The sequence below is a fragment of the Geodermatophilus sp. SYSU D01186 genome (genome assembly GCF_054050215.1).
Map to the genome: position 1 here is coordinate 1 of NZ_JBJGYW010000011.1, position 12530 is coordinate 12530.

Consider the following 12530-nt stretch of genomic DNA (forward strand, 5'->3'; position numbering starts at 1 on the left):
GTGCTCTGCCCACCCTCGTGGGCAGAGCACGACCAACCGGACTGAACCTCGGCCGAGTCGCGCACGAGCCCCATGGCGACGATCCCGTCCCCTTACCTGGTAGGCCGGCTCGTGGATGCCGCTCTCCCGGCGGGGATCGCTCCATGGCACCTCGTCCGCTGAACCTCGAGGGCGGCCGTGAGCGATCACGACCCAGGTCGCGGTCGAGGACACGGACGCGCAGGGCCACGCGCCCGGGCGGAGGTTTGTCGCTGTGGCCACGGTCGGCTCATGAGAGCCCGGGCTCAGCTCCCGCACGGGGCTGTCCAGATGGCACCCTCGGCTGTGCAGATGGTGGCGGTCCGATGACCGGGTGCCGCGGCGGAGGGAGACCATGACGGCGGAGCCGTTCGCTCGGTTCAGGGTGGCGCGGACATCCGACTTCGACGAGGCGTACCGGGCGATGCAGTCGACGTTCCTGCCGATGCGCATGCGGTTGCTCGAGCCGCTGCGCCCCCAGGGCGTGGCCCTGACGCTGAACGCGACACGCGTCGGTGGTGTGACGGTCAGCTACGTCCGGTTCGGCCACGACCTGCGGATCGACACGGCCGAGGCGGAGGACTATCACGTCAACGTGCCGCTCACCGGCGAGACGGAGTCGCGTTCCGGCCTGCTGGAGCAGGTCCGGAGCACGCCTCATCGCGCGGCGATGTTCATGCCGGAGTTGCCCGCCGACATCGCCTGGCGCGCAGGCTGCGCGCAGTTCTGCCTGATCCTTCCTCGTCAGCTCCTGCAGCAGGAGCTCGCGACGATGCTGGACCGGCCACTGCCCGGGCCGATTGCTTTCACCCCGGCCATGGATCTCACCAGCCCATCGGGGCGGGCGTGGGTGGAGGCGGTGCGGTTGATCGAACGGCAGGCGAGCTACGAGCACAGCCTGCTCGACCACCCTCTGGCGGCGGGCCATCTGGAGAGGCTGCTCATCGAGGGACTGCTGCTGGCCCAACCGCACAACTACAGCGAGGCGCTGGCCCAGCCACGTCTTCCGGCCGCCCCGCCGGCGGTCCGCCAGGCGATCGAGCTCATGCACGGCCGGCCGGAGCACCCCTGGACGACGGCGACGCTGGCCCGCCGTGTCGCGGTGAGCCCGCGGAGCCTGCAGGACGGGTTCGCCCGCTCAGTCGGCGTTCCGCCGATGCGCTATCTGCGGGACGTGCGGCTGCAGCGAGCCCGCAACGACCTGCGGGCCGCCGATCCCGGCAGGGTCACGGTGGCCCAGGTCGCCGGCCGGTGGGGCTTTCTGTACCCGAGCCGGTTCGCCGCGGCCTACCGCGAGAGATTCGAAGAGAGCCCGGCCCACACCCTGCGGCACTCTTGAGGGCCGGCACCTGGGGCGACGCCACGCGGCCAGGTGCACGTCTCGCGGTCTGCGCGAATCGCACCGAACTCTGCGCCGTGCGCGTAGACCCGCCCGGCCCGCCCCTTCTTTCATGGGAGCGCGGTTCCTGTCGCAGACACGGTCGAACAGTCGGCCCGCCCGCCGCACACGGAGCCGGGGCCCGAGGCCCGCCGCTCCCCGGTCCGCGCTGAGCACAGGCGCGGGGCGGCGGAGTGGTCGCCCCGCGGTCCCTCACCCGGGTGGCCCGCATCGCCGGAGGGGACGATCCGGTTCCGTCTGCCGCCGCGAGAGGAGCTGGTCACGGTGCCGTCGGACACGGACTCTGTGCGCGTCCTCGTGGTCGACGAGCAGGAGATGGTCCGCCGCGGGGTAGCCCAGGTGCTCGCCGGCGACTCGGCGATCACGGTCGTAGGCGAGGCCGGATCGGTCGCCCGGGCGCTGGCGCGGGGACCGGCGGTGCGGCCCGACGTCGCCGTGGTCGGCATGCGGCTGCCCGACGGCAGCGGCGCGGAGGCCTGTGAACGGCTGCGGGCCTGCGTGCCCGGTCTGCGGTGCCTGGTGCTGAGCAAGTGCTCCGACGGCGAGACAGTGGCCGCGGCCGTGCGGGCGGGCGCGTCGGGGTACCTGCTCGAGCAGGTGCGGGCCCCGGAGCTGGTGGCGGCCGTGCGCAAGGTCGCCTCCGGCGGCACCGTCTTCGACGAGGAGGTGACGCCGGCGTCCCGCCGACGCACCGGTGAGCAGCACCATCCGCTGGAGCTGCTCACCCCGCAGGAGCGCACCGTGCTGCGGCTGATCGGCGAGGGGCTCACCAACCGCCAGATCGGCGACCGCATGGGGCTGACGGAGAAGACGGTGAAGAACTACACCACCAACCTGCTGGCCAAGCTGGGCATGGAACGGCGTACCCAGGCGGCGATCCTGGCCACCCGGTTACGTGACCGTCTGCTCGGCGAGAACCGACCGCCTGAAGACCGTCAGACGGTTCGCCGGGTGCTCGTGACCGACTGACGGGCGGCTTCGGCGGCTCGCCGGGTCGTCGTTCGACCTCTCCCCGAGACCGTGTCCGTGAAGCCGCCTTCTGTCACAGAGCGGCGCCCCGGGAGGTCCGCAGGCGATCGATCTGCGCCGCAATATCCGCACGCGTCGTCGCCCGGAGGTCGCCTACGCTGCCGGCTCACCAGTGGGATTTCCGGACGAGGTGGGTGGCCGCATGTCGGAGGGCTGGGCGGGTGGGGCCTCGGAGGTCGAGGCCCGGGAGTTCGCGGCGGCATTCCGTTCCCTGTTGGCCTGGGTGCATGCACCCGAGGGCGGTGAGCGCAACGAGGTCGCCGCTCTGGTCAGGGAGGTGCTCGGAGAGGCCGGCGAAGCACAGTCCGTGGTCACCCGGCAGCTGCCGCCCTTCGAGCACGTCAACCTGCAGACCGCGCTCGACGCCTGGTCGGCCGAGGCGGGGCGGCGGGTCGAGATCCGCGGCATCGCGATGCCACCGCACTACGGTGGGATCACGCTCCAGCAATTGGTCAGCGGCGAGATGCTGCCGCCGCTGCGGCTCTCGCCGCCGGGCGTGGTGGATCTCCCGAACGGGCCGAACTCGACGCTGGCCTGCCTGCGGTTGGCACTGCTGCTGGTCACCGACGCCCTCGGCCGATACGTGTTGATGGTGCAGGAGCCCACCGAGGAACAGCCCGTGTTGACCGTCGAGGTCGCCGGGCTGCCGGTCCGGCAGGCGCAGGCCGTGCTGGGTGAGCTGGAGCGGGAGAGCCGTCGGCTGAGCGTCTACCGACGGCAGCTGGTGGAGGTGACGCTGACCCCGATGGGCACGGTCGGCCTGGACTTCCTCGACCCGCCGACCATCGGGCGGGACGACGTCGTCCTGCCCGAGCCGGTGCTGGACCGGATCGAGCGGCACGCCCTGGGGGTCGCCGAGCACCGGGCCGCGCTCGTCGCGGCGGGGCAGCACCTCAAGCGCGGTCTGCTGATCTTCGGCCCTCCGGGCACCGGCAAGACCCACACCGCCGGCTACCTGCTCGGTCGGATGACCGAGTACACCCGCCTGGTGCTCACCGGCCGGTCGCTGGGAGCGGTCGGCGAGGTGACCGAGCTGGCCCGTGTGCTCCAGCCCGCGGTTGTCGTCCTGGAGGACGTCGACCTCGTCGCCGCCGACCGATCGTTCGGTCCCGGCGCCAGCCCGGTGCTGTTCGACCTGCTGGATGCGATGGACGGCGCCGCGGCCGACGCCGACCTGCTGTTCCTGTTGACCACCAACCGAGCCGACCTGCTCGAACCCGCGCTGGCCGCCCGCCCCGGCCGGGTGGACGTCGCCGTCGAGATCGACCTGCCCGGCGCCGAGGCCCGCCGGCGGCTGCTCGAGCTCTACGGCCGCCACGTCCCACTGCGCCTCGCCGACGCCGACATCAAGGCGGTGGTCGAGCGCAGCGACGGCGCGACCGCGTCGTTCCTGAAGGAGCTGCTGCGCCGAGCCGTGCTGGAAGCCCTGCGCGAGGATGGCGTGCTCACCGCCGTCAACGGGCAGCACGTGAGCCGCGCGCTGGATGACCTGCTCGACTCCACCCAGTCGGTCACACGCACCCTGCTCGGCGTCGGCGTCGACCCCGAGACCCTGCCCGCCGACGGCCCGACGCCGATGCCCGCCCCCGCCGGGTGGTTTCCCCACGCAGTGCGCCACGTCCGGCGCCACAACTGGTGACACGACCCCCGCCCGCGCCGAGCCGATCCGCTGCTGCTGCGTACGGCCGGCCGGGCGTCCGCCACGCGGGACCGGCCGGTGACCCCGGGATGGGTCACCGGATGCCTTCAGCGCGCCCATGGCGGCCCACTGACGGACACCGTCACCGCTGTGGGGTGCCGTATCAGTGACGGATCATGCGCTCGTGAGCGATGCCTCTCTCGCCCCCGACTCGGTCGGCCTCCACCCGGACGAAGCCGCGCGACGTTGTTCGGAGCGGGGCCTGGAACTCACGGTCGAGAACGATGAGTTGGTGTTGTCCTACTGGGGCCACGGTCAGCCCTGGCGCGTGAACGGAGCAGTTGCCCAGACCCGGCGAGCGGGTGTCATCACGCGCGATCGTGGTCCGTGTGAGCCTGCGCGACCGACAGGGGGATGCAGGTGTCCGGGAACCGCGCCGCCCCTTGCCGCCAGACCCGCCCCAGCGGCTGTCGTGGCGTAGCCCAGTGCGCTGGTGGTTGATCGCTGTCTTCGCCCTGATCGGAGTAGGCTCGGCCATCGCGGGTGCCTGGTGGACGACAGTCAGCATGGCCGCCTTCGTGGGGCCGCTCTACTCGCCAGCATTGCCCACGAGCGCCGACAGGAAGGCGAGCGGCACCGCCCCTGAAGCCGCCTTGTGTCCCGGAGCGGCCCACTTGGGGACACCGGTACTCAGCGGTATCCCGGTCGCCAGGTCAGCGAGGCCGGGGTCCGAGGGTCCAGCGTCCGGTGGGCCGTCCGCGGAGTGGGTCCGGCCGAGCGGTGCCGAGGTCGCTGTCCGCTGAGCGTGGGGTGCGCTTGAGGGTGACCGAGCTGATCCGGTCGGCCAACTCGGCGGGGATCTCCCAGTCCTCGGGGGCGCCGGTGGCGCAGGCGTCGTGGGCCAGGGCGGCGGCGTACACGGCTTTGGCGTCGGACTCGTCGAGACCGGTGAAGCGGACGCGGGCCTTCTGCGGGGCGTCGACGGCGACGACGCCCTCTTCGGGGCAGCCGCCGAGGCACTGCACGTTGCGGATGGCGATGGGGTTGTCGGGTTCGTTCTCGGCGACCTGGACCAGGGCCGCGGTGAGGCGGCGACCGAACTCGCCGGTGGCGCGGGGGTCATAGCGGGGGCAGGTGCGACAGATCAGCAGCGTCATGGTGGCTTCCGGGTCGGGGTGCGGCGGCCAGGGCGTGGCCTGGCCGCCGGCACCCGGTCGACGTCAGAGAGGCGGCGTCAGGGGCGGTGGGCCACCACGGACGCGGCCTGGTCGTGCACGAGGTCGGCCGCGCGCGGCGCCGGCACGGTGTGGTCGTCCTCGGCCCGCTCCTTGTGGAACCGTCCGTCCTTCATGACGTAGTTGATCTTCGAGTGGTCCTGCAGGATGGTGATGTCGGCCAACGGGTCACCGTCGACCAGGATCATGTCGGCGAGGTAGCCGGGCTGGACCTTCCCCAGCTCGTCGGGGCGCAGCATGATCTCGCCACCCCAGGCGGTGGCGGAGATGATCGCCTCCATCGGGGTGAAGCCGAGCAGCTCGACGAAGTGCTGCAGGTCGCGGGCGTAGGTGCCGTGCGGGGTCCAGGCGAAGCCGTAGTCGCCGCCGGGCAGCACCTTGATGCCGCGCTGGTGCATCTCGCGCAGCCCCTTCACGGCGATGTCCAGCTCCCGCTTGTAGCCGACGGCCTCGGCGGCCTCCTGCGGGAAACCGAACGCCTCGGCCTCGTAGAGGGTCGCGATCAGCCAGTTGATGCCGGGAGCGACGAACACCCAGTCCTTGTTGGCCTCGAGCATGTCCATGCCCTCGGCGTCGGTGAACGACGCGTGGTAGATGATGTCGACCTTGTTCCGGACGCACATCTTCACGCTCTCCGCGCTGCGGGCGTGGGCGCAGACCCGCTTGCCGCGCCGGTGGGCCTCGGTGACCGCGGCGGCGGTCTCCTCCTCGGAGAAGTAGGTGTCCTCGGCGCGCTGGGTGCCAGTGATCTCCTCGCCGGTCATGGACAGCTTGATCTGGTCGACGCCGATCTCGATCAGCTCCCGGACGGCCTTGCGCATCCCCTCGGGGCCGTCGGCGAACTTGGTGATGCCCTTGACCAGCGCCCCGCCGGTGACCGAGATCTCCGGGCCGTTGGCCAGGTAGCGCGGGCCGGGGAAGCGGCCGGCGTTGATCGCGTCCCGGCAGACCACGTCGAGGCGGTCCTTCGCCGACGCCGCGCCCACGCACATGGTGTAGCCGGAGTCGATGTAGGTGCGGGCGGACTCCAGGGCGAACAGCAGGTGCTCCTCGACGGGCATGGTGCCCAGGCCGTCGAGGTCGGCGCTGTTGTTCCAGGTGAAGTGGGTGTGCGCGTCGCACAGCCCGGACATCAGGGTGCGACCGCGGCCCTCGATGACCCGGGCGCCCTCGGCGCGGGACGGTTCGACGGTGCCGACGACGGCGATGCGGTCGTTCTCCACCAGGACGTCGCCGGGATAGGGGGCGGCGCCGGTGGAGTCGAGGATGCTGACGTCGCGGAACAGCACCTTGTCGGGCGAGACGGGCATGGTGCATCTCCTCTGCGGGGCGGGGCAGGGCGCCGGCCGGACGGCCGGCGGCGGGGGCGCGCCCGACGGGCGCGGTGGATGGGGTGGGACGGGTGATCCCGGAGCGGGGTCAGAGGAACTTGAGCAGCTGGTCGGTGACCGGCCGGGCGGCTTCCAGCGCGGTCCAGTGGCCGACGCCGGGGAGGATCTCGACGGTGGCGTTGCCGTGCGCGGCGGCCAGCTCGGAGCTGGCCTCGGGCGGGCCGACCTTGTCGTCGGCGCCGGTGACCAGCAGCAGCGGCAGGTTCGGGCCGACCGGCCCGGGGTCGGTGGCGTTGGCCAGCGCCTCGCAGTTGCGGGCGTAGCCCTCCGGGTCCTGGCGCATGACCAGTTCCCGGACGAACGCGGCGACCTCGGGCCGGTCCCGGCGGGTGGTCTCCGACAGCGCGTTGGCCACCACCGCCGGCGCGACGGCGGCGGTGCCCTTCTCCCGCAGCAGGGCAGCGCGGTCGCGCTGGGCCTGCCGGCCGGCCTCGGCGGGTTCGCGGACCGCGCCGAGCAGGGCCAGCTTGGTCACCTTCTGCGGATGCCGGGCGGCCAGCGCCCGCACGACCAGCGTGCCGAACGAGTGGCCGACCACGGCGGCGGACTCGATGCCGAGCTCGTCGAGCAGCGCGGCGAGGTCCTCGGCGTGGGACTCCGCGCTGATCCCGTCGGCCACCGGGGACCGGCCGGCGCCGGCCGAGTCGGGCCGGATCACCCGGAACCGCTCGGCCAGGGCGTCGGTCTGCACCTGCCAGAAGTTGCTGGTGCCGCCGAGGCCGTGGACCAGCAGCACGGCCGGCCCGTCACCGTCGATCTCGACGGCGAGCTCCTTGCCGTTGACGTTCACGATGTCTCCTCCGTCGGTCATGTCGGATCGGGGCTCAGGCGACGCGGTTGCGCTGGGCGCCGAGCCCGGTGATGGAGACCTCGATGACGTCGCCGGAGGCCATGAACTTCGGCGGGTCGAAGCCGATGCCGACGCCGGCGGGGGTGCCGGTGGCGATGATGTCGCCGGGCAGCAGGGTGAGCCCGGCGGAGATGGTGGCGATCAGCTCGGGGATGTCGAAGATCAGGTCCTTCACCGACGCGGACTGCCGCTGCTCGCCGTTGACCGAGCTCTCCACCACCAGCGCGGTCACGTCGGGCACCTCGTCGGCGGTCACCGCGTAGGGGCCCATCGGGCAGTGGGTGTCCAGCGACTTGCCCAGCAGCCACTGCTTGTGCTCGCGCTGCAGGTCGCGGGCGGTGAAGTCGTCGATGATCGTGTAGCCCCAGACGTGGTCGAACGCCTGCTCGCGGGTGATGCCCCGGCCGCCGCGGCCGATGATCACGCCCAGCTCGGCCTCGTAGTCCAGCTCGCTGGTCACCCCGTGGTGCGGGTCGATGTCGTCGAACGGGCCGGTGACCGAGGTGGTGGCCTTCGAGAAGACGATCGGCTCCTCGGGCAGGGCCTCGGAGCGGTCGGGGGTGTCGTAGCCGCTGCGGCCGAACTCGACCACGTGTTCGCGGTAGTTCTTGCCGACGGCGAAGATGTTGCGCCGCGGCGTCGGGATCGGCGCCAGCAGCCGCACCCCGTCCAGCGGCTGCTCCGGCTGGGCGGCCGCCTGCGCATCGAGCGCGGGGCCGAGTTCGGCCCACCGCTCGATCAGCTGCAGCACTCCGGTGCCGGTGGGCAGGAGAGGGGAGACGTCGCGGACCACGCCGCGATCGGCGTCCACGACGCCTACGCGCTGGTCGGTGCCGGTGGAGAACGTCACGAGCTTCATGGGTGTCAACCAATCTGTACCAATGGGACCAATGCTCGGTCTGACTGGAACACTACGACGTGATGCACACCATGTCGAGGGGCCTTCCGGCCCACTTTTCCGCGTTCCAGATTGGTGTTGATTGGTCATTCGCGGTACGGTGGCCGGGTGTTGAGCATCGAGCAGGCGTTGCGCGCCCTCGTCGACGACGGGGTCGCCGAGGGCTCCCTGGTCCCGGGCGCGAAGCTGCCCACCGAACGAGACCTGGTGGAGCGGTTGTCCGCGCCGCGCAGCGCGGTCCGCCGCGCCCTCGACGCGCTCGAGGCCGAGGGGCTGGTCATCCGCCACGTCGGGCGGGGCACCTTCCTCAGCGAGGCAGCGTTGCGCCGCAACGGCGGCGCCCCGGCCGACTGCAGCCCGGCCGAGATCATGCAGGCGCGCCTGGTGATCGAACCGCCGCTGGCCGGGCTGGCGGCGCGCGTGGCCCACCAGGCCGATCTGGACCGGATCACCGCCTGCCTGGACGCCGGCGGCGCCGCCGATGACTTCGAGGACTTCGAGGGCTTCGAGTCCGCCGACGCCAAGCTGCACCGGGCGATCGCCGAGTCCGCGCACAACGGCCTGCTGATGAACATGTTCGACGTCATGAACACCGCCCGCGGGCTTCCGGTGTGGGGCAGCCTCAAGCGGCGCACCTCCAGCCCCGAGCGGCGTCGCTGCTACCACACCGAGCACACCGCGATCGTCGAGGCGCTGTGTGACCGCGATCCCGACGGCGCCGAGACCGCGATGCGCGACCACCTGCGCCACGTCGCCGACAACCTCCTCGGCCGCCCCTGACCCACCCCGGGGCACGCGATCCCGTGTGGGCCTACGTCATCAGCGCACGTGGGGATGGGCCGGGCGCGGTTGCCGGTGGAGCCGTTTGCGGACGGGCGGCCGAGGTGTCTCTGAAGCCGTCTTGTGTCCCTGAGCGGCCCATTCAGGGCGACTGCTGAGACGCCTCTGCTCGACGTCGGCGACGGCGCTCGCGGGTGAGGACAACGCTGTTGAGGACGAAGAAGCCCACGCCGTAGACGATCCAGCCGAACCAGCCGAGGTTCCCGCGATTCAGAACCAAGCCCAGCGCCAGGTCGAGGAAGCCGGTCTGAAGCACAGCGATGAGCACTGCTCCTAGAACAGGGCGCTCCCAAAGGAACCGCAGATCACGGCGCACGTCCGGGAGTATGGCTGAGCGGGGTCGCGCACCCTCCCAGAAGCGGCCTCGCGTCCCTGAGCGGCCCACTTGAGGACACCCCGTGCCCACCAAGCAGGAGCAGCCCGGACTCTAGGTCCAGGCTGTGACCGTGGGCCAACCGTGGGACGAGTACCGGAAGGCGAGACTCCCTCGGGGCTGGGCTTACCCGCGTGGGCCAGAGCGGATTGCCGAAGCGCTCAAGGACGTCGGCGCAGTCGTGGGTTCCCTCAGCCTCGGGAGACCAGACCTGCCGGCGAAGTCTGGACCGCTGACCGTCTTCGACGTCGTGTGGCTCGGCGACGCCCCGGCCGGCTACTTCGGCGAGATTCGGACCGGGAGCAGCCGCCTGCGCGTGAGATGGACCGCTGTCCCCACTGCGGATCGACGCCATGTCGTGCACCAGCTGGAGGAGGGCCTCCTGCGACAAGGTTGCGAGTGGGCTGCAGCGGCTCTGACACGTGGCAATGCCTGGTCAGCGTCGGAGCATCGGTTCTGGGTCACCTACGCGAACGGCCAGATGCGAGTGTCCGAGGTCTGAGCGCCGACGAGGCCACCAGGCCTCCTCGCCCTGAGCGGCCCTTCAACGCGTCTGCCGATGGTCAGCGGGCGTGTGGTGATCTCGGTCCGGGTATCGCATCGACGGCCCAGCGGAGCGCGCGGACGGTAACGCTCAGAGCGCGTCGGCGAATCCCCGGATGTCACGCACCACCGCCTTGTACGACTCCGGGATGGCGGCGCGAAACGACATGTCCGCGGCGTGAGTGAGGCCGAGGTTGACCCTCCCGACCACCGGGACGCCTGCGCGCTGCAGCAGCCGGAAGTACGCGATGCCCTCGTCGCGCAGTGGATCGAGCTCGTTGACCGAGATGACGTGCGGCGGCAGGCCCTCCACGTCGCGCTCGGTGGCGAAGTACGGCCACGCCAGCGGGTTCTCCGCGTTTTCACCCGTGGGGTCGTACACCGCCACCAGCATGTCCATCATCGAGCAGTCGATGTAGTGCCCGTCGTTCTCCACCATCGACGGCAGCTCGCGCAACTTGCGGTCGCGGTCCCAGCCGTAGCCTCCGCTGATGTAGGGCACCATCGCGTACACCCCGTCGATGCGGTCCAGCCGACCTTCTCGCTTGGCCTTGAGCGTCGTCGCCAGCACGAGGTTCGCCCCGCCGGACTCGCCCTGCAGGACGATTCGGGAGATGCCGAGCGCGTCACGGTGCTCGTGCACCCAGTCCAGCGCGGTGCTGCAGTCGTTCAGACCGGCCGGGAAGGGGTTCAACCCGTCGGCGGTCCAGGCGTTCCGGAAGCCGGGCGTCACCACGACCATGCCGGTCGCCGCGAGGTCCTCGCTCCAGCGCCGGTGCACCGCGTTGTGAGCTTCGAGGATCGTCATGCCCCCGCCGTGGAGGTAGACGGTGCAGGGCAGCCGTCCCTCGACGCCGGCCGGGCGGAAGACATGCAGCGGGATCTCGTTGCCGTCCACGCCCGTCGCGGTCTCCAGCCGGTACTCGACGTCGGCCCGCACCTCGTCCGGCCAGTCGCTGGGAACCGCCGCGTACAGGCCCTCGAACCCCGCGTGCGACTGGCCGACGAACTCCGCGACCACCTCCGGCGCGGCGGTGCGGTCGAACGGGGCGGGAGCAGCTCGGCCGTCGAGCCCGAACGCGGCGAGACCGGCGCGCAGCCCCGGGTGCAGCCGGGGATCGGTGCGCAGCTCGACGTCGGGGTCGGCGAGCCGCCCCTCCTGCCGTGCGTGGACCCTCTCCTGCGCCGTCTCGCTCATGTGGCCTCCGACCTGCGACAAGTTCTGATCTGCCGCAGCGGACCGTGGCATGGGTCACTTTCGAGCGTCAAGGAGTCCGGGAGGAGTCGTGGGACTCGCCTGCCTGGGACTTCATGGCACGCACGCGGCGGGACGAGGAGCTGCACAGGAGTTTTGGTCTCGAGTCGCCTTGAAGCCGTCTTGTGTCCCTGAGCGGCCCACTTGGAGACACCCCACGGGCGCGGCTCGGCGCAACCTCTCACCACTCGATGAGGTTCGGGTCCTCCCAGCCGATCGTGGGTCCGTTGCCGGAGACTCTCTCCTCCCAACCGTCTCGATCCCGCTGGAAGTACATCCGGTAGTCGTAGTGACCGTTCACGGTCAGAGCGACCTCGGCGCGGTCGCCAGCAACGGTCACCGACCGGACCTGTGCACCGGCCCGCTCCGGCCACTCGGCGAGGGCCAGCCGTTCGAGGTTCCGCCGATCATCCGCCTGGATGCTAGGCACCGGCGGAGTGTTGCAGCCCGGATGTCCCAGAGCGGCCCACTTGGGGACACCGACAGCGGTCGCGGCGCACATAATCCGCAGGACAGGCCCTGGTTTGCCGAAGGCACATACGTAGCGGCTGTCACGACTTCCGTCCATCCGCCGCGTGGCTCCGCGGGTACAACGACGGTTCGGGAGAGGTTCAGCTCGTGCCCAACCAGCCGCTCCTGCCGCCGCCGCCGTCTACATCCCCGCCGCGAGGGCTGGCCGACGGGGTGGTCCGCAAGCGAGTGATCCGCATGTCCCTCGCGGTCCTGCTTCTCGCGGTCGTCATCTGGTCCGCTGTTAGCCCCGAGACGCTCGCGCACGCGTTCACCCTGGGCGTCGCGGGTTTCACGATCTGGCACGTCGTCATGTTCTTCGTCACACAGGGACGCGGCCGGGCTCGATAGGCGGTAGATGGGCTTGGGGGAGGCTGTCCGCGCGGTCATCAAGCGCAGGTGGGAACTCGGTGCGGCGTCAGGCCGGTCTCGTCCCATGTCGCGAAGCCTCAGCGCGCCAAGCCTCGGCGCTGAGCGCCATCGAGCGATGGCTGTGGGTGTCTCATAGGCCGCCTTCAGGGCGAGGTCGTGCGGGCACCGAGAGGCACGT

General features: G+C 71.3%; 12 protein-coding genes. 5 read left to right on the plus strand and 7 right to left on the minus strand.

Going from position 1 to position 12530, the window contains the following annotated elements; all coding sequences use genetic code 11:
• The first annotated feature begins 373 nt into the window (after window positions 1-373).
• The 3 genes from ACI784_RS10160 (at window position 374) to ACI784_RS10170 (ending at window position 4085) form a co-directional block, all read left to right on the plus strand.
• Window positions 374-1357 (plus strand): AraC family transcriptional regulator, encoded by a 984-nt coding sequence (locus ACI784_RS10160; protein ID WP_457013369.1) that lies wholly within the window; start codon window positions 374-376, stop codon window positions 1355-1357.
• Between the two features lie 324 nt (window positions 1358-1681).
• Window positions 1682-2386, plus strand: coding sequence for a LuxR C-terminal-related transcriptional regulator (locus tag ACI784_RS10165; RefSeq protein ID WP_457013370.1), 705 nt, complete (start codon window positions 1682-1684; stop codon window positions 2384-2386).
• A 202-nt stretch (window positions 2387-2588) separates the two neighbouring features.
• On the plus strand, window positions 2589-4085 hold the full coding sequence (locus ACI784_RS10170) for an AAA family ATPase (protein WP_457013371.1): 1497 nt from the start codon (window positions 2589-2591) through the stop codon (window positions 4083-4085).
• A 713-nt stretch (window positions 4086-4798) separates the two neighbouring features.
• On the opposite strand, the gene ACI784_RS10175 is transcribed toward ACI784_RS10170, so the two are convergent.
• From ACI784_RS10175 to ACI784_RS10190, 4 genes are all read right to left on the minus strand, one after another.
• Window positions 4799-5242 (minus strand): DUF1636 family protein, encoded by a 444-nt coding sequence (locus ACI784_RS10175; protein ID WP_457013372.1) that lies wholly within the window; start codon window positions 5240-5242, stop codon window positions 4799-4801.
• Between the two features lie 77 nt (window positions 5243-5319).
• Window positions 5320-6630, minus strand: a complete 1311-nt coding sequence (locus ACI784_RS10180) for an amidohydrolase family protein (RefSeq protein ID WP_456925919.1) — start codon at window positions 6628-6630, stop codon at window positions 5320-5322.
• Window positions 6631-6739: 109 nt separating this feature from the next.
• Entirely contained in the window at window positions 6740-7522 is a 783-nt protein-coding gene (locus ACI784_RS10185) for an alpha/beta fold hydrolase (RefSeq protein WP_457013373.1), read from the minus strand.
• A gap of 13 nt (window positions 7523-7535) precedes the next feature.
• A complete protein-coding gene (locus tag ACI784_RS10190) occupies window positions 7536-8420 on the minus strand; it encodes a fumarylacetoacetate hydrolase family protein (protein WP_457013374.1) in 885 nt (294 codons plus the stop codon).
• A 147-nt stretch (window positions 8421-8567) separates the two neighbouring features.
• Between ACI784_RS10190 and ACI784_RS10195 the strand changes: the two genes are divergently transcribed.
• Window positions 8568-9239: a FadR/GntR family transcriptional regulator gene (locus tag ACI784_RS10195; RefSeq protein WP_457013375.1), complete on the plus strand. Its 672-nt coding sequence runs from the start codon at window positions 8568-8570 to the stop codon at window positions 9237-9239.
• Between the two features lie 142 nt (window positions 9240-9381).
• Here ACI784_RS10195 and ACI784_RS10200 read toward each other — a convergent pair whose 3' ends face one another.
• The 3 genes from ACI784_RS10200 to ACI784_RS10210 form a co-directional block, all read right to left on the minus strand.
• Window positions 9382-9615 carry a hypothetical protein gene (locus ACI784_RS10200; protein WP_457013376.1) on the minus strand — a complete coding sequence of 78 codons (234 nt, stop codon included), beginning with the start codon at window positions 9613-9615 and terminating at the stop codon, window positions 9382-9384.
• A 691-nt stretch (window positions 9616-10306) separates the two neighbouring features.
• Window positions 10307-11413, minus strand: coding sequence for an alpha/beta hydrolase fold domain-containing protein (locus ACI784_RS10205; RefSeq protein WP_456924819.1), 1107 nt, complete (start codon window positions 11411-11413; stop codon window positions 10307-10309).
• 238 nt (window positions 11414-11651) lie between these two features.
• On the minus strand, window positions 11652-11900 hold the full coding sequence (locus ACI784_RS10210; protein ID WP_456924820.1) for a hypothetical protein: 249 nt from the start codon (window positions 11898-11900) through the stop codon (window positions 11652-11654).
• 188 nt (window positions 11901-12088) lie between these two features.
• Here ACI784_RS10210 and ACI784_RS10215 point away from each other — a divergent pair, with 188 nt between their 5' ends.
• The gene (locus tag ACI784_RS10215; RefSeq protein WP_456924821.1) at window positions 12089-12331 is read left to right on the plus strand and encodes a hypothetical protein; all 243 of its coding nucleotides are present in this window, start codon (window positions 12089-12091) and stop codon (window positions 12329-12331) included.
• Window positions 12332-12530: the final 199 nt, after the last annotated feature.